The 16061-nt window shown below is 62.7% G+C and carries 11 protein-coding genes; 3 read left to right on the forward strand and 8 right to left on the reverse strand.

Going from position 1 to position 16061, the window contains the following annotated elements; genetic code table 11:
* Positions 1 to 373: 373 nt before the first annotated feature.
* The 7 genes from GYH35_RS12605 to GYH35_RS12635 form a co-directional block, all read right to left on the reverse strand.
* On the reverse strand, positions 374 to 2701 hold the full coding sequence (locus GYH35_RS12605; RefSeq protein ID WP_161828576.1) for an MHYT domain-containing protein: 2328 nt from the start codon (positions 2699 to 2701) through the stop codon (positions 374 to 376).
* Between the two features lie 193 nt (positions 2702 to 2894).
* Complete coding sequence (locus GYH35_RS12610) at positions 2895 to 5420, reverse strand: DUF7133 domain-containing protein (RefSeq protein ID WP_161828577.1); 2526 nt, start codon at positions 5418 to 5420, stop codon at positions 2895 to 2897.
* Between the two features lie 17 nt (positions 5421 to 5437).
* Positions 5438 to 6787, reverse strand: coding sequence for a putative oxidoreductase C-terminal domain-containing protein (locus GYH35_RS12615; protein ID WP_161812177.1), 1350 nt, complete (start codon positions 6785 to 6787; stop codon positions 5438 to 5440).
* 8 nt (positions 6788 to 6795) lie between these two features.
* Complete coding sequence (locus GYH35_RS12620; protein ID WP_202624277.1) at positions 6796 to 8157, reverse strand: Gfo/Idh/MocA family protein; 1362 nt, start codon at positions 8155 to 8157, stop codon at positions 6796 to 6798.
* 27 nt (positions 8158 to 8184) lie between these two features.
* Positions 8185 to 11022 carry a TonB-dependent receptor gene (locus GYH35_RS12625; RefSeq protein WP_161812179.1) on the reverse strand — a complete coding sequence of 946 codons (2838 nt, stop codon included), beginning with the start codon at positions 11020 to 11022 and terminating at the stop codon, positions 8185 to 8187.
* Between the two features lie 229 nt (positions 11023 to 11251).
* Positions 11252 to 12400, reverse strand: coding sequence for a Gfo/Idh/MocA family protein (locus GYH35_RS12630; RefSeq protein ID WP_161812180.1), 1149 nt, complete (start codon positions 12398 to 12400; stop codon positions 11252 to 11254).
* 9 nt (positions 12401 to 12409) lie between these two features.
* Complete coding sequence (locus GYH35_RS12635) at positions 12410 to 13750, reverse strand: 3-keto-disaccharide hydrolase (RefSeq protein WP_161828578.1); 1341 nt, start codon at positions 13748 to 13750, stop codon at positions 12410 to 12412.
* 122 nt (positions 13751 to 13872) lie between these two features.
* On the opposite strand from GYH35_RS12635, the gene GYH35_RS12640 reads away from it, so the two are divergent.
* From GYH35_RS12640 to GYH35_RS12650, 3 genes are read left to right on the forward strand one after another with little or no spacing between them, the layout of a single operon-like run.
* The gene (locus GYH35_RS12640) at positions 13873 to 14298 is read left to right on the forward strand and encodes a VOC family protein (protein WP_161812182.1); all 426 of its coding nucleotides are present in this window, start codon (positions 13873 to 13875) and stop codon (positions 14296 to 14298) included.
* A gap of 53 nt (positions 14299 to 14351) precedes the next feature.
* Positions 14352 to 14684: a PadR family transcriptional regulator gene (locus GYH35_RS12645; RefSeq protein WP_161812183.1), complete on the forward strand. Its 333-nt coding sequence runs from the start codon at positions 14352 to 14354 to the stop codon at positions 14682 to 14684.
* Positions 14681 to 15277: a hypothetical protein gene (locus GYH35_RS12650; protein ID WP_161828579.1), complete on the forward strand. Its 597-nt coding sequence runs from the start codon at positions 14681 to 14683 to the stop codon at positions 15275 to 15277. Before GYH35_RS12645 ends, GYH35_RS12650 begins: the two co-directional genes overlap by 4 nt.
* On the opposite strand, the gene GYH35_RS12655 is transcribed toward GYH35_RS12650, so the two are convergent.
* A complete protein-coding gene (locus GYH35_RS12655; RefSeq protein ID WP_161812185.1) occupies positions 15253 to 16029 on the reverse strand; it encodes a DUF3750 domain-containing protein in 777 nt (258 codons plus the stop codon). The two genes, GYH35_RS12650 and GYH35_RS12655, sit on opposite strands and share 25 nt — an antisense overlap.
* Positions 16030 to 16061 lie beyond the last annotated feature (32 nt).

Genomic DNA, 16061 nt, shown 5'->3' on the forward strand with positions numbered 1-16061 from the left:
AACGGCGTTGTCCGTTGCCCACCTGTAGCAAGGGCTATGCCACTTCGGGATCGTGCTGATGCGCCTGCACATCGCGCGCCAGCATCGTAGTCAATCGACATGGATCGGCGCATTGTTTGCAATGAGCAGAGGATGGACGGCGTGGCGTGTGGTTACAGCAACAACTCACAATGTGTCATTACGTGACACTGTTACGGCACACACCGGCACAGTGATACAGTCGTTGCGATAGCGAAACATTTCTGGAATGGGAACGAAGCGTGCTTGCCAGGAAACATCGGGCGAGTTTGTGGCAGTGCAGATCGGTGCTCGCCGGCCTCGATCTCTCCCAGCGCGACGTTCGATCCCTGAATCGATCTGTGGGGCGAGCCGCCTAGCCGGTCGGCAGCATGCGACGCTCGAAGTGATCGTCGCTGCCCGGGCTGCGCAGTCGTGCGAGTGCTTCGGCGAGCTCGGTGGCGAGATAAGGCTTGCGGAGGAACGGCCAATCGCCGCCATGCGCGAGCGATTCTTCCAATGTTTCTCCGGCGTAGCCCGAGCTCAGCAATATCTTGATGCCGGGCCGCAGCTGCTCGGCGCGCTTGGCCAGCGCCACGCCATTCATGTCGCCAGGCATGACGACATCGCTCACCAGCACGTCGATCCGCACATCCGATTGCAGCACGCGCAGCGCTTCCTCGGCGTTCTCGGCACGGACCACTCGATGGCCAAGATCGGCCAGCATGACTTCGACGATGCCAGCGACCGATGGGTCGTCTTCGGTCAGCAGGATATTCCACGTGTCGCCGGACGATTCGATCGCCGGCTCGGGAGCTTCCGGCACCGGCAGGCTGGCGCCGATCGGCACATACACGCTGAATGTCGTGCCCGCGCCGGGCGCGCTGCGGACTTGCACCTCACCGCCGGATTGACGCACGAAGCCATACACCTGGCTCAAGCCGAGACCGGTGCCCTTGCCCGGCGATTTGGTCGTGAAGAACGGTTCGAAGATCCGGCTCATCACCGCTTCGTTCATGCCTTCGCCTCGATCGGCGACGGTGAGTTGAAGGTAGCGGCCCGCCGGCAGATTCGAAACTTCCGCGGACGACAGCTCGACGACCTGCGTCTGCACGACGATTTCACCGCCGGCGGCGCTCGCGTCGGTCGCGTTCACCAGCAGATTCAACATCGACGCTTCGAATTGCGCAGGATCGATCAGCGCGACGGCTTCGTCGGAGCACAAACGCAGCACCAGCGAGATCGATTCTCCGGTCGCGCGTTTCAACAACGGCTCGCATTCGCGGATCAGGACATTGAGATCGCACGCCTGCGGCTGCAACGGTTGACGACGCGCGAATGCCAGCAGTTGCGCAGTGAGTCGTTCGCCGCGCCGGGCGGCGGCGAGCGCGGCTTCGCCGAGTCGCTTGCGTCGAGCGGCGTTCTCCGGGTGTTTGAGAATGACATCGAGTGCACCGATCACGACTGTCAGCAGATTGTTGAAGTCGTGAGCGACGCCGCCGGTCAAACGGCCGATCGCATCGAGCCGTTGTGCATGCATCAGTGCCGCTTCCGCATCCGATTTCGCGGCGATGGCTTCAGCGGCGCGATGTTCGGCAACCAGCTTGGCAGTGACGTCCTGGAATGCGGCGACCGTCAGCCGTTCCTGGTCGCCGGCCTGCACCGGGGCGGCGGTCGTTTCGAACTGCACGACTGCGCCGTCGGGCCGGCGATAACTTTGCAGCTGCGGGCCGACGCGACGGTTCTCCGCCATCGCCTTGTAGAGCACGTATTCCCTGGGCAGCAGCTGGTTGCCCGTTTGGTCGACCACGCCGTCCGCGATCTGCTGATCCCAGATCGCCTGCGATGCGATGGGCCGACCGAGCAGCCGTTCCGCTTCGGCGTTCGCGAAGCGCACCTCGCCGGCGGGCGACGCTGCGACCAGGACGCCGATCGGCAGATTGTCGAGGACGGCGCGCAGCTGTTGTTCGCTTTGCAAGGCGGCCCGTAGCGCCAGCGCTTCGACCCGGCGATCGTGCAGGGCTGCGATCAATGTCAGTAACAGGATGAAGAAGGTGCCCGCGGCCACGCCGATGGCCAGCACGATCGAGTCGATGCCGGCCGGCTCGATGTCGTGCAGCGAGCTCGCATCGATCTGAACGCCGAGCATCGCTGAGTAGTGCATGCCGACGATGGCGAAGCCCAGCGCGCATGCTCCCAGCGCACGTTGCGCACCCGTCGTGTTCTTTGCGGCCATCATCAGCGCACCGGTGGATGCGCTGACCGCCACGATGAACGCGAGCACTGCATACACCGGCTCGTAAGTGAGCACGACTCCGGTGATCAACGCCGCCATGCCGACGTAATGCATGGTGCAGATGCCTGCCCCCATGGTCACGCCGGCGAATACTTGCCGATGCAACGACCGATGCCGGGAAGCAAAAAAGAACGCGAAGGCGGTGGTGGCGATCGCCAGCCCCAGCGATAACAGCGTCAGCCCGATCTCGTAGCGCACCTCGCCGCCGGGATCGAAACCGAGCATGGCGATGAAATGCATCGACCAGATGCTCAGGCCCATCGCGATGCCCGCCGCGGCGATCCAGGCCACGCGCCACGCGCCGCCATGAGCTCGCACCCGACGGAACAGATCGAGCGCGGTCCAGGAACCGAACCACGCTGTAAGGATCGATAAAACAACGAAAATAGGGTGATGAGCCGCGTGCATGTCTTCTGAGCACACTTCCGTGCTGTGGCCGCCAGCATAGAGCCAGAAAAATCGGCAAAACAATAGGACGGGCCGTGTTTCGCACCTGGGGACTGGGTTAAGCCGACTAACGGATTACCCGAGGGCCCCTGCGGTAGAACGAAGGCGTTGACGAATCAGAGGGACTGTCGCTCGCCGACGACAGCCCGGCCGTTCAGCGTAGCGGCTGCAGCTCTTCGTCGCTCCACGGCTCGTCGCGATGGGCGACGACGCCCCGAATGGATTCGACGGTGCGTGGATCGATGGGGCTCGCTTCGTTGCCCCACGAGCGACGCACGTAGGTGAGGATCGAGGCGATGGTCTCGTCGTCGAGCGCGCTGCCGAGGCCCGGCATCGCAAGTTGATCCACCTTGCCATTGAGCACGATGCGGACCACCGCCTGCGGCGAGCCGTTGACCCATTGCGAGCCGGCGAGCGCGGGGGCGAGGCCCTTCATGCCCTGGCCTTCATCTTGATGACAGGCGGCGCAAACGGCGAACGCCGTGCGGCCCTTGTCGTAGAGCGCGCGTTGTTCGGGTGTCAGCTTGGCGAGTGAGGCCGCCATGTCCACCGCGGAGCCGCGCCAACGTAGGAATTTCGCTAATTGCGCGGCCCTCGGCGCATCGGTCGCACCACTGGATGCATAGGTGAGCAGCGCTTTGGGCTCGACGGCCAGATAGGCCATACGCTTCGAGCCATCGTCGGCGCGGGGAATAAGACGATCGATGCCATCGAGCAAGGCGGTGCGGACCCACGCGCTGGTCTTCGCTTGAGTCAGGCGGTCGAGCAGTGCCTGGCTTTCCTCGACATCACCTGTCTGCAGCACCGTTGCCACGGCCACGGCGAGCACGGGTGATGCGTTGGCAGTGGTGGCTTCATCGTCCGTCGCCATCAGCGATGTCACAAACGGGGATTCGCGGCTGCTGACGCTGCTGACAATGGCATCGGCGACGTAAGGCTGCGCGCCCGCTTGACGGGCCAGTTCCAGCAGCGCGCCGTCTGCCTGATTTCCGATGGCCTCGCCGAGCGAGAGTGCGACCTGGCGAACGACTGCAGGTTCGTTCCATCGTGCACGTTCCAACCATGCCTTGATCGTACGGTCGGGATCGGTCGTCAGAAATTTTTCTGAGACGCGGACGGCGGTGGATACGACGCGAGGCTCGGCATCGCGCAACGCTGCAGTGACGGTGGGCCAATCGATGGCGTCGATGCCATCCAGCGTCCACAGCGCATGCACGCGGGTCACCGGGCGAGAGGCATTTGTAGCCAACCGTCGAAGCGCGGACGTGGTGCTGGCCTCCTGGCGCTCCACTAATAAGCGCTGCGCTGTTTCTCTTACCCACGCGCCTTCGTGATTGAGAGCGTCAACGAGTTGCGATGGCGTAGCTTTCGCCAGATTCGGCGCAGGGTGACGGGCCACATTCTCGGGCACGATGCGATAGACGCGTCCCATGCCGAGCGGCGCCTCGAGGCCACGCTCCTTGATCTGGTTGCGCAGATAGGTCGTGAGAAAGATGCGGTGCTGGATCACGCCGCGATACATGTCGACGACATACAACGACCCATCGGGTCCGTTGTACAGATTCACGGGCCGGAATCGTTCGTCGGTCGAGGCGAGGAATTCGGTTCGCTCGTAAGCGTTGCGAACTCGGGGAATGCCGTCACGCTCTTCGATCACCAGCCGCTTCACGAGATTGCCGGCCGGCTCGCAGATGAAGGCATCGCCGCGGAAGCTTTCCGGGAACAACGTGTCGCGATAGATCGCAGGACCGCTGGCAGCAGTGAGGACGGGCAGGGTGCCGTCTTCTCGCAGGATTTTGTAACCGCGATTGACGCCGGTCGTCACGCGAGCGGGCCAGACGGATATCTCACTGGCCCGCGCCAGCTGCACGTTCGAGCCGCGCGGGTTCGGGAGATTGCGATTGCGGAGCAGATATTCGGCGGGCAGGACGTCGGTGTACAGCGCGACGCTGTTGTTGTTGAAGTACAGCTGGCCGAAGTCGTCCTGCGCGATGCCCCACTGACCCCGAAACGCGGTCGGCTCGCGTTTCCATTGTCCTCGCTCGTAGCGGAAGCGGGTCGTGTGATTCGCACTGTAGATCCAATTGTCGAAGCCCCGCAGCAAGCCGTTCGCGCTGTGCTCAGGGTTCGACGGATTGCCGTAATCGTTCGCGACCAGCTGCTTGTCGTCTGCCTTGCCGTCGTTGTCGGTGTCGCGCATGAACCAGAGATTCGGCGGCTCGGCGACCAGCACGCCGTCGGCGACGAGCGCCAGCGCGCGCGGCAGCATCAGCCCGCCGGCGAACTCGGTGCGCTTGTCCATGCGGCCATCGTTGTTCGTATCTTCGAGGGTGGCGATCGTGCCGATCGGCGCGTCTTCGCCGGCGCCGTCGACGTTGGGCATGAAAGCGCGCATCTCGACGACCCACATGCGGCCATCGGGTCCGATGGTCATGGCCACTGGATCGAACAGCAGCGGGTCGCTGGCGACGATCTCCGCCCGAAACCCGGGCGCGACCCGCAATGTTTTCAGCGCGGCTTCTGGATTCAGCGCGGGCGCCGGAGGCGCTTTGATGTGGGCTGGCGGCGGTGTTTGTTTCTCACCCGGCCGGTCGCCGCTTTGCGCCTGCGCGTGCCACGCGGGAATCAACGCCAGGCAGGCGCCCGCGATGGCACGGAAGCCCGCTCTGGGAAATCGCATTCGATAGTCGTCAGGTCTTAATCGGCGCGGCTGAGCTGATACGCCTGCATGATGGTCGAGTACTTGGTGAGCATGTTCGGCACTTCCCATGCCGGCAGCTTGCCTGAGCGCAGGTATTTGAGGAAGTTTTCGGTGACCTGGGCGAAGTGCGCTTCGTGGCCGACGTTGTATTTGTCCGGCACCGTGACTGCCCAGCGCGCGCCGTCGCGGCGCACGCCCACGCCTGGATACTTGCTTTGCAAGGACTCGATGGCGCTCCGCACCGCCGCTTCGTCCTTGGTGCCCTCGATGTAGAGCACAGGTTTGAATTGTTGAGCCGCGCCTTGCTGAATCGTGAGCGAGGCTTTGGTCCCGCGCATCACGGAGAAGTGAGTGTCACCACCGCCGGCCGGTGCTTCGAAGTCCCACTTGACCGAGACCAGCGCGTGTACATCGCGCAAGCGGTAGGTGAACTCGCCGTTCGCGTAAACATTCAGCACACCGTTTTGCACGTCCGATTTCAGGAAGTCCGGAAACGCGGCCGCGCCCGTGGTTTTCTTGAACTGCGCCAACGTGATCGGTGTCCGGCTGTGCTTCGCACTCAGCACCTTCGCGTCTTCGGGCTCGAGTGTCTGCTCTGGAAAGGCCTGCCATTGCACCAGGTCGACCAGATGCGTCGTCACATCGACCAGTCCTTCGCCTTGCTGACGCACATCGAAGAACCACTGCGGCCGCTTCAACGGCGAGCCGGCGACGATCTTCGAGAAGTGATGCACGCTTTCCTTGCGAATGGCGGGATCGGCGGGCGTGCCTTTCTGCAACGTGCCGAACAGCTCCGCCCGCTGCGACAGCTCACGCTGCAAGATCGATGTGATCTCGAAGCGCTCCGTCATGATGTCGTAGAGCAGGGTGCCTTTCTGCTCGGCGAGCGCGAACGCCTGCTTGAGCTTCTCCAGATCGGGCGGCGTGATCGCCATCGGCTTGTCGGCAAGCACATTGAAGCCGGCCTGCATCGAGCTCAGGATGTACTCCGCCTTCTGCGCATTGTTTCCTGAGATGACGACGACATTGCCGGCACGATCCTTGAGCATGCGCGGCAGGTAGTCGGGGCCGGTGTAGATTTCGGTGCGCCAGCGGGTGGGTTGATCCGCACGCTTGTTGAAGCCTTCGATGCGCTTCATGTGCTCGAGCACGTCGTCGCCCTGGGGCGCGTAGACGTGCACGGCGGGATCGACGCCTTCATACATGAACTTCTGAACCAGCGAAGCATGGAAATGACCCGGATCGAGCGTGATCAGACGCACCGGGCCAGTGACACCTTCGGCAGGGGAGGAGAAGGCAGCAAACATCAGCGTCGCGCCCACCAGCGACTTCAACAGATTCCGCATGATGCCGCTCAGCTCTTGATCAGTCGCGTCACGCCGTACGGAGCGCGCTCGGGACGGGACAACCACTTGTTCGCTTCGGCATCGTTGAGGAAGCTTTCGGATTTCACATCCCAGGTCAGCGGCCGCTGCAGCTTCATCGCAATCCAGCTGACGATACAGGCGCTGCCGCTGCGATGAGCGACGTGCGCGGGAGCGAGCGGTTGCTTGCGAGAGCGCACGCTTTCCAGCCAGTTCTTGTGATGATTGTCGCTGCGGGGCAGTTCGACCTTCAGGCCCTTCGGATCGAGCAGACGTTTGTCGCTCGCGTCGAGCGGCGGCATGGTCTTGCCGGAGCTGGGATCGCTGGCGGTCGCCGTGCCGTCGCGCGTCACCCAGATCCAGCGGCCGTCTTCGCCAAAGAACTTCAGGCCGTTGTTGTGCTTGTCGGAAACATGCACCTGGATGTCGCCCGGATAAGTGAGCTTCACGTCGTAAGCGCCGTGCACGTTCCAGATCTTGTTGGTCGGGAAATCGGCCGTGCCTTCGACGCGCGACGGACCGCTCGCTTCCAGGTCGAGCGCCCAATGCATGGTGTCGTAGTGATGCGAGCCCCAGCCGGTGATCATCCCTAAGCAGAACGACTCGTTGCGCAGCCAGCCCGGACGGGTTTCGTAGCCGACTTTCGGATGCACGCGCTGCTCGGTGTAATACGCAAACTCGGCGGGGCCGAGCCAGCGATTGTAGTCGAAGCCGTTCGGCACGGGCTGCGCCGGGTCGTCCGGCGCGGTCGGGTCGATGGGCAAGCCGATCTCGACGCTGCGCACCTTGCCGATGCGCCCCGAGCGGACCAGCTCCGCGGCCTGACGAAACTGGATCCAGGAGCGCTGCTGACTCCCGACCTGCAGGATGCGCTTGGTGCGCGCGACGGCGTCGCGCAGGATCTTGCCTTCGGCGATCGTCATCGTGAACGGCTTCTGCAAATAAACATCTTTGCCGGCCAGGATCGCGGCCAGCGCCGGCTCGGCGTGCTGATGATCCGGAGTGCTGATCACGACGGCGTCGATGTCCTTGCGCTGAAGGATCTCGAGATAGTCGGTGTGCACGCTGACGGCAGGCATCGGCGCATTGATTTCGCGATACAACTCCTCGACGCGTGTCTTGCCCTCGGCCGCGCGACGCGCGTCGAGATCGCAAACCGCGACGATGTCGGCGAGCCCGGACTTCAACACGCCCGGCATGTCGTGGCCACGGGCGATTCGGCCGCAACCGATCTGGCCGACACGGATCCGATTGCTGGGCGCATCGGCGCCCAACAACCGGCTCGGCAGTATTAGCGGCAACGATAACCCCATCAGCGTCTTACCGAACGTCCGGCGGGAAACGGAGCTCATGGGGTGTCGTGTTCGCATGTCGTCTTCCTAAAACTGGCCGCGGATACCCAAAATGAACTGGCGGCCGGGTTTGTTCAATGTATTCGCACGGTTCTCGTAACCGTAGAACGAATATTCCTCTTCATCGGTCAGGTTGAGCGCTTCCAGACTGAGCGTCAGCGCCTGGCCGAGCGCCTCGAAGTTTACGCTACCGGAAAAGTCCAGATAACCCGCTTCGCGGCGATAGCCGGTTTCCGGCGAGGTCGAGCCGCAGTTCAGCTCGCACTCGACGTAGTCGTCACGATAGTTATACGACAGTCGTAACGCAAAGCGGTCCTGCTCGTAGTAGGCAATGGCGTTGTAGTTGTTCTCCGCCAGGCCGAGGATGGTCTGACTGCCCGAGTCCAGGCGCGTGAAGTTCAACGTGACGCCCAGGCCTTGCAGCAGCATATCCAGGCGCTGTTGATACAGCAGCTCGGCGCCCTTGAGATACGTCACCGCCTCGATGTTCACCGGCGTGTTGAACAGCAGGACGGTGTCCAGGCCGTTCGGCAGCAGCGCGAGAATCGTCGGGTCGGTGATGGTATCGAGCGCGATGCCGGCATTGCGGAACGGTTGCGGAATGTTCTGCCGGGTGACGAAGCCGGTGATCTCCTTGTAGAACAGGTTGCCGCCCAACACCGCGCCTTCGGTGAAATACCATTCGACGCCGCCATCGAGCTGGTCGGCGATGTACGGATCCAGGTTCGGATTGCCCTGGGACACGACGCCGCTGGTGCTGATCGAGGTGAACGGCTGCAAGTCGGAAGGATTGGGACGGGTCAGCGCCCTGGAGACCGAGAAGCGCGCCAGCACCGAGTCGCTCACGTCGTAAGCGAGATTCAGCGACGGCAGCGTTTCGGAATAGTCGCCATCGATCGTGTTACGGCCGTAGTCTTCCTTGCGCAGTCCGAACAGGTTGCCGGCGGCCGGTGGCGTCGTCGGGACGCGGATGAAGCCCACCATCTCATGCTCGGTCTGCACATAGCGCACACCGGCGTTGACGCGCAGGGTACGGCCCCACAGGTCGAAAGCCGCATTGCCCTCGATGTACGCCGACAGGTTCTCTTCCTCGAAGCTGCCGGAGTTCTGGAAGTCCAGATTGGCGGCCGCGTCGAGCGCGTTCGGATTCATCATGCCGCTGAAGGCGTCGAGGTCGCTGACGATCCAGCGGTTGTAACCCACCACATCCAGGTCCTTGCCGTAGTTCTTCACCGGCACCACTTCGGCGAAGTTGGTGATGTCGAACTCGTTGAGGTTGGCGCCGCCCGTGTAACCGAAAGGAGTCAACGCAGTGCCTTGCGTCACACCGACGGATGACGAGTAGGCGAGGCGCTCGCGGTAGTACTTGTTGGCCAGCGCGCCGACGCGAACGTTTCGTTCGTCGTCGCCGAACTGCAGATCCAGCGAGAGGTTCTCGTTCTCTTCCTCGCGTGTGCGCGGCTGCACGCGTACCGTGTCGAACTGCCAGTTGCCCACGTCGGCCAGGTCGAGCTGCGGCGTGATCCGCGGAATGCCGCCGTTCACGTCGATGTCGACCGTGCCTGGCTGCGACAGGAACAGGTACGTGGTCATGCGCCAGCGGAAATCGGACTCTGCCTTCGAGGCTTTCACGTCCAGGCCGATGTTGTCCGTGATCTGCCACGAGCCGCCCAGGCCGAGATGCTTGAAGTCCGACTCCTGCTCGAACAGCCGATTCTCGGACCAGAACTTCGCGTTGAGCAGCGTGCCGTGCGTCAGCGTGTTGTTGCCGTCGACCTGGAAATTGCTCGGCGTGATGTAGCCGAAGCCGGTGTCGCCGCGGGTTTGAAACGTGGTGTTTCGGACCAGCAGGTTGTTGGTGTAGCGATCGAAATCCGATTCCAGCTTGGCGTAGATGGCATCGAGGTTGAACAACAACCGATCGTTCGGCGCCCACTGCAAGGCCAGCGTGCCGCCGACGCGATCGCGATCGCCGGTTTGCGTTTCAGGTCGGCCCAGTCGCGGCACCTGTGCATTCGCGAGCTGCGCGTTGGTGAGGCCCGATTCGTTGATGAAGTCCGGGCGTCGATTGGCGGGATTCGCATCGACGCTCGGCAGATTCCAATCGAAGCCGCCCGCATAGCCTGCGGCCGGCGGATTGTTTGGAATGCGGCCGGAAGTCCAGCCTTGCGAAGTCCAGCCATCGGTGCGGAACGTTCGCTGCGACATCGATACGCTCAGCAGCGCGCCAAACTTGCCGTCCCAGTTGTTGCTGATCAGGAAGCTGCCGCGAGGATCGACTTCTTCGGACGACGACTGATACGCGCCTTGCAGCTGATAACTGGCTTGGAAACCGTTGTAATCGAAGGGGCGGGGCGTGCGCAGATCCACCGTGCCCGACAGGCCGCCTTCCACGGTGCTGGCCCGCGGCGTCTTCGAAACCTGCAGCATGCTGAAAATTTCCGAAGGCAGCAGATCGAAATCGAACTCGCGATTGCGCGCCTGTTGATCGACGCTGCCTTCGGAGGCGGCCGACACCGGCATGCCATCGAGCAACACACGAGCGAAGCTTGGGCCCATGCCGCGCAGTGAGATCTGCTGGCCTTCGCCGTTGGTGCGTGAGATTTGCACGCCTGGCACGCGTTGTAACGCTTCGGCGAGGTTGTTGTCCGGCAGCTTGCCGACGTCCTCCGCGGTAATGGAATCGGTGAAATTGACCGAATCGCGTTTGGCATCGAGCGCGACCTCGAGGCTCTCGCGATAGCCGGTGACGACGACTTCTTCGAGCTGGCCGGTGCCGGCGGTGGATGTTTCCTGCGCCAGGGCCACGCTGCCCAGGCACAAGCCCAACACTCCCGCGCTGGCCGAAGTCATGATTCTTTCCATCTTCAGCTCCTTCGTTCTCATGGATCGTGGGCCGAATCGCCATGGAGGAGCTTGGTTTTGCCGCGGGCGAGCGCAGCCGTGCCGCCCTTTCGAGCGACAGCGCAGACCGGATATTCCCCCTGGTCGGCCACCTTCATCGTTGGAAAGTGGCCTGACCAGTAGATTGTTAGATCAGCGCGGGAAGCCTGTCAATCCTGTACTGGGATCGCTAACAGGGTGGTCAGGCCAATTAGCTGAAGATTGGCGGGGTTGCCGCCTTCTGGGCGGTCAGGACCAGCTCCGCGGCGAGCAGCGCTTGTTTCTGATCCTGCGCAATTTGCGTGCGCTCGACGATGTCCGTGACGAATTGCGGACCGAACGGCAGCGCCACGCCGTTGCAATCGATGTACCGGGCCTGTTTGCGGTCGACGATGTACAAGTGGTTGCCGCCCGGCAGCCCGGATGCGACGTTGATGTATTTGCGCAGCTCGATGTAGCCCTCGGTGCCGAGCACGAACAGGCGGCCATCGCCCCAGGTGCTCAAGCCATCGGGCGTGTACCAGTCAACGCGCACGTAGCCCGTGCCGCCATTGCCGCTGATCATCATGTCGCCGAAGTCTTCGAACTTCGGACGGTCGGGATGCGCCAGATTGCCGGTCTGCGCAGCCACGACGCGCGCCTGGGTGCTGTTCGTGTAGTAAAGAAACTGGTCGGCCTGATGCGAGCCGATGTCGGTGAGAATGCCGCCGTAGCGCGCCTTGTCCCAGAACCAATCCGGGCGCGATGGGGCGTTTACGCGATGCGGCCCGAGATTGACGGTTTGAATCACCCGGCCGATCGCGCCCTGGCGAATCAACTCGCCGGCATACACGGCCGAGCGCACTTCGAGCCGCTCGGAATACATGATCGCGAATTTACGTCCGGTGGACTCGACCGTCTTCCGCACCTCGGCCAGCTGTTCCAGCGTGGTGATGCCCGGCTTGTCCGCCAGGTAATCCTTACCAGCTTGCATGGCGCGAATGCCGATCGGTGCGCGCTGATCGGGGATGGCCGCGCCGGCGATCAGTTGGATGGACTTGTCCTGCAGGATCTCGTCTTCGCTGCGCGCGACCTTCACGTCGCCAAATTTGGCGCGAAAGTCGGCGATCTGTTTCGGGTCGGAGCCATAAACGGCGACAAGTTTGCCGCCGCCGCGTTGCACGGCTTCGGTCATGCTGTAGATGTGCGCGTGATCGAGGCCGATCACGCTGAAGCGGATGGAATGTTTGCTCGCGGGCGCCTCGGTCTTCGCCTTCTCGTGAGCCGGCGTGCCTTGCGCGACGGCGGCTGATGACATGGCTGAGGCGAGGCCGGCTAGGCCGGCGGATTGCAGGAAAGTACGTCGATCGGTGTTGCTCATCTCTGATTCCTAGAGCGCGCGGATTTTGATGCTGCGGAAACGAACTTCATCGCCGTGATCCTGCAGCAGAATCCGGCCCTCTTCCAGCTTGCCGAAGCCGGCAATGTCTTTGAACTTGCTGTCGGCGACGCGGCGCTGGAAATCTTCGGAGCCGCGCTTGAAGGTCAACACCTGCACACCGTTGAGCCAGTGTTCGATGCTGCCGTCGGCCCTGGCGACGATGCGCGCATGCTGCCATTCGCCGACCTTCGGCGCGAGGCCGACATTGGTCATCAGCCGGCCGCGCGGCTGGATATCGTACAGCGAGGCGATCGTGCGATTGCCGTCCTTGCCTTGTTTCGCGTCGGCGTGACGTTCGTCATCCAGCAGCTGATATTCGAGGCCCAGCGCATCGCCGGTGCCATAGTCGCCCACGTAGTACTTGATGCCGCTGTTCGCGCCGGGCGTGAGCTTGAAATCCAGCTGCAGCTCGAACGCGCGAAAGGTTTTTTCCGTGACGATGTCGCCGCCACCGCCGCCGGTGACGACCAGTTCGCCATCGTCGACTTTCCAGCCGCGCGTGGGAAAGGCATCGCCCTTGGCGCTGCGCCAGCCGGCGGTCGATGTGCCATCCCAGAGCAATTGCCAGCCTTGTTTGCGCTCGACCTCGCTCAGATCGTTGGGCAGGGTGTTGCGCACGAAGATCTTCGCTTCGGCGGGGGAGGCGGTCGGATGTTCCTTGATGCGCAAGTTGCGCCAATGAATCTGGCGGCCCGCTTCTTCGGGCTTGTCGATGGAATGCACCTGAAGCGCGATGAAGCCGTCCTTGTAGGTTGCATCGAGCACATACGCGGAGAGCTGGCCATTGACCCAGGTGCGCATCGACGGACCGATGGCCTCGATGCGGATCTGATTCCATTCGTCGAATTTGTACAGGCCGGGCTGCGGGTTGAGCGTGCCGGGATACCACCAGCCGCTCATGGCTTCATCGTACAGGCCGCCGGTCCACTGGCGCTCCGAAGGATCCAGATCCATCTGCGGCCCATGCACGCGGCCTTGCGTGATTTCCGGCTTGCTCTGGCTGCGAAACTGCACGCCGCTGTTGGTCGGGCCGACGGTTTGTTTGGCTTCGAACTCCAGGATGAAATCGCCAAAAGTTCGATCGGTGGCCAGAAAGCTATTCGGCGAGCCTGCGGTGGTCGTGCCCACGATGGCGCCGTCGACCACTTCGTACTTCGCGGAGCCGTTCACGACGCGCCAGCCGTTCAGTGTTTTGCCGTCGAATAACGATTCCGATTCGGCAGCCCCGGCCGCGTGTGCGAGTCCGGCGACCCACGGCAAGGTTGCGAGGCAAGTCAGGACAAACTTCATGCAGAGTCCCTCGATAGTGAGCGCTGTCACTGAAGCGCGCGGCCGAGCATAACGAATTTTTCTTGTCTGCTGTCGCAATCGCCGGCTAGGATGAAATTTCCTTCGAGCCGTGATGACAAGCAATGAGTCTGGCGCCTTTTCACCTCGCCATCCCCGTTCATGATCTGCCCGCCGCGCGCCGCTTCTACGGCGAAGTGTTCGGCCTGGCGGAAGGGCGCTCGAGCGCGCAGTGGGTGGATTTCGATTTCTTCGGCCATCAACTGGTGATTCACGAACATCCGAAGACGGCCTCGCAGGAGCATGCTCATACCAATCCCGTGGACGGTCACGATGTGCCCGTGCCGCACTTCGGCGTCGTGCTCGAGTGGGACCGATGGGAAGCGCTGGCGGCGCGACTGAAGTCCTTCGGCATTCCATTCGTGATCGAACCTCACATCCGCTTTCGAGGTCAAACCGGCGAACAGGCCACCATGTTCCTGCTCGACCCGTGCGGGAACGCGCTGGAATTCAAGGCATTCAAGGACATCGGGCAACTGTTCGCGAAATGACGAGCTGATGTTGCGAGTTGACGCTCGTCTATTTATTCACTATTGTGGAATAAATGAAGCGGCAACATCTGAGTCAGACCGAATTGATGGTGATGCTGGCGATCCTGCGCCTGGGGCGGGAGGCGTACGGCGTGCCGATTGCCGATGAAATCGACAAACGCACCGGCAGGGAGCTGGCGATCGGCGTTGTTTATTCGACCTTGGGCCGGCTCGAGGAAGACGCCCTGGTGCGCTCCGAAACCGGCGAAGCCACGGCCGCGAGAGGCGGGCGCGCGAAGACCTATTTCGAGTTGACCGCCAAGGGGTTGAAGCAGGTGAGGGAGACGCAGCGCTCGCTGCAAAGTCTTTGGAACGGCATTCCGCAGCTCAGGAGTGACTCGGCATGACTTCTCGACCACCGCCGCGGATTGCGACTTGGTTGTTACAACGATGTCTGCGCGGGCGACATGCGGAGTCGTTGGTTGGCGATCTCCTGGAGTTGCACGAACAAGGCAAGTCGAGGGGGTGGTATTGGCGTCAGGTGCTCGCTGCAGTCGGGACAGACGTGGCAGACGCGGCGCGCGCCAGCGGTCGCTCACTGATCGTCGCGGTGGTCGTGGGCTGGTGCGCCATTCTGCTGTGGCGGGAATTGAACGCGGTCTTCATCGCTTACAGCGGGGATATTTTCTGGTCTTTGCGCAGAGCCGGTATGGATCGATCCGACGGACTGCTGATTGCTTGGGGCCTCGGCGCGCTGATGAGATTTGTTTGTTTCATCGCGAGCGGCTGGCTGGTCGCTCGCCTGAACGTTCGACATCCGGCGCTGGCCGTTGCCGTGTTCGCAGCGAGCGTTCTGCTGATCCCCGTGCCGTGGCAGCAGATTCGATTGCCTTACGCGATGTGGCCAGTTCACTATGGAATGGCCTTGGCCGGCATCGTAGCCGGCGCCTGGCTCGCCGGCCGACGTCGGCGGCGCTATTCGATCACCACCGGCTCATGATCGTCCGGCCCGATGCGGCCGATCAGCGGCAGCTTGAGCGACAAGCTCACCGGATCGACGCCGAATGTCAGTCCCAACAGATTCAGCTCGACGCCTTCTTCCCAACCGGCGGCGATGCCGGCGATGCCGAAGACGTTGACCTGGCCGCCGGTGCCGCTCGGCGTGAGAGCAACCGGGGTCAGGCCGAGATAATCCTTGCCGATCGCGGTGGGCGGCAAGTCGACGCGCAGCTCGGGCACGTCGCGAAGAACAAAGGCGGTGAACGTGTTCGAGTTCGGGCCCGGCCAGACCCGATAAACATCGTTGTATGGATAGTTCTGCACGGCCGTCTCGATGCGATCGATCAGTGCGTCGACGCCTGGGCCGCGAACATCTTTGAGCAAGTCCGGTTCGGCGCCGAACCAACGGCTGTCGGGCGGCCGCACGCGTGACACGACCGTCGTTCCATCTCGTCGCAATCGATAGCCGATGACTTCGTGCACGGTGAATTCCGGCGCGCCGCTGCGCTTCACCGCAATCCAAGTGTGCACGCCGAAATATCCCTTCCAGTTGATGGTGCGGGCCGCATAGACCTGCACGACCGCCTCGGGTGTCTTGACTGGATCGGGTGCGAGGCCGACGGGCTCGCGACTGGCAGTCCGCCAATCGCTATTGCTCAAGCGGCCGGACTGGCCGAGATAGGTCATCGAGCAGGCCGCATACAGCGGCACAAGTAGAATCAGCCAGACGATACGTCGGCGCTTGCTAGTCATCGTTCGTGCTCCCGCTGTCGATAGCGTCCAGC

Origin of the sequence: Steroidobacter agaridevorans (assembly GCF_009932555.1) — a bacterium.
GTDB lineage: Bacteria > Pseudomonadota > Gammaproteobacteria > Steroidobacterales > Steroidobacteraceae > Steroidobacter > Steroidobacter agaridevorans.

Excerpts from the sequence above, each read along its gene's own strand:
- GYH35_RS12605 (WP_161828576.1), bottom strand. The coding sequence starts at position 2,701 with ATGCACGCGGCTCATCACCCTATTTTCGTTGTTTTATCGATCCTTACA.
- GYH35_RS12610 (WP_161828577.1), bottom strand. The coding sequence starts at position 5,420 with ATGCGATTTCCCAGAGCGGGCTTCCGTGCCATCGCGGGCGCCTGCCTG.
- GYH35_RS12615 (WP_161812177.1), bottom strand. The coding sequence starts at position 6,787 with ATGCGGAATCTGTTGAAGTCGCTGGTGGGCGCGACGCTGATGTTTGCT.
- GYH35_RS12620 (WP_202624277.1), bottom strand. The coding sequence starts at position 8,157 with ATGAGCTCCGTTTCCCGCCGGACGTTCGGTAAGACGCTGATGGGGTTA.
- GYH35_RS12625 (WP_161812179.1), bottom strand. The coding sequence starts at position 11,022 with ATGGAAAGAATCATGACTTCGGCCAGCGCGGGAGTGTTGGGCTTGTGC.
- GYH35_RS12630 (WP_161812180.1), bottom strand. The coding sequence starts at position 12,400 with ATGAGCAACACCGATCGACGTACTTTCCTGCAATCCGCCGGCCTAGCC.
- GYH35_RS12635 (WP_161828578.1), bottom strand. The coding sequence starts at position 13,750 with ATGAAGTTTGTCCTGACTTGCCTCGCAACCTTGCCGTGGGTCGCCGGA.
- GYH35_RS12640 (WP_161812182.1), top strand. The coding sequence starts at position 13,873 with ATGAGTCTGGCGCCTTTTCACCTCGCCATCCCCGTTCATGATCTGCCC.
- GYH35_RS12645 (WP_161812183.1), top strand. The coding sequence starts at position 14,352 with ATGAAGCGGCAACATCTGAGTCAGACCGAATTGATGGTGATGCTGGCG.
- GYH35_RS12650 (WP_161828579.1), top strand. The coding sequence starts at position 14,681 with ATGACTTCTCGACCACCGCCGCGGATTGCGACTTGGTTGTTACAACGA.
- GYH35_RS12655 (WP_161812185.1), bottom strand. The coding sequence starts at position 16,029 with ATGACTAGCAAGCGCCGACGTATCGTCTGGCTGATTCTACTTGTGCCG.